Consider the following 568-nt stretch of genomic DNA (forward strand, 5'->3'; position numbering starts at 1 on the left):
AATTCGTTGGTCGGATGGGTGAACCCGCTGATCATCACGACCGGCGTCCCCGAGGCCCATGCAAGCCACGACAGGCCGCTCGACAGGCCGATGAAGAAGTCAGCGTGCTTCAGGTAGCGAAACCGCTCGGCCAGCGGCTTGTCGCCGGTCTGATCCTCGGCACCATTCGGAATGTGGTTCCAGATCAACTGGGTGCCGTGCGTAGCCTTCTGATCGATGCAGACCACCCGGTAGCCGGCCGCCTTCAGGAAATTGACGATCTCGCGCCAACCGTGCGGGTTGTTCCAGTATTTGCTTTGCGTGGTGCTCTGAACCGCGATGCAGACGTAAGGTTCGGCAATCGGCCTCTCATCGTCCTTGAAGACGATGCGCGGCCGCTGCTCGGTCGGATCGACACCCAGAATATAACCCGCGGTCCGGTGTAGCCCGACATGGCGAAAATCGGTCGGCTGGTAGACGCAATCCTTGTCGTCGAAGAACAAGCCAACGCTGTAGGTCGCGTAATATCGCTCCGGCTTGACCTCTTCGTGGGTGATGAACTCGATGTCCGGATAGGCGTCGCGGAACA

Annotated in this window: 1 protein-coding gene; it reads right to left on the reverse strand. The window is 59.7% G+C overall.

What is annotated here, in order from left to right:
- Window positions 1-568: autotransporter strand-loop-strand O-heptosyltransferase (locus FNJ47_RS46515; protein WP_163163528.1), on the reverse strand; the 568-nt coding region annotated here is incomplete at both ends.

It is taken from the genome of Bradyrhizobium uaiense, from assembly GCF_010811875.1.
In the GTDB taxonomy this organism is placed as follows: Bacteria; Pseudomonadota; Alphaproteobacteria; order Rhizobiales; family Xanthobacteraceae; genus Bradyrhizobium; species Bradyrhizobium uaiense.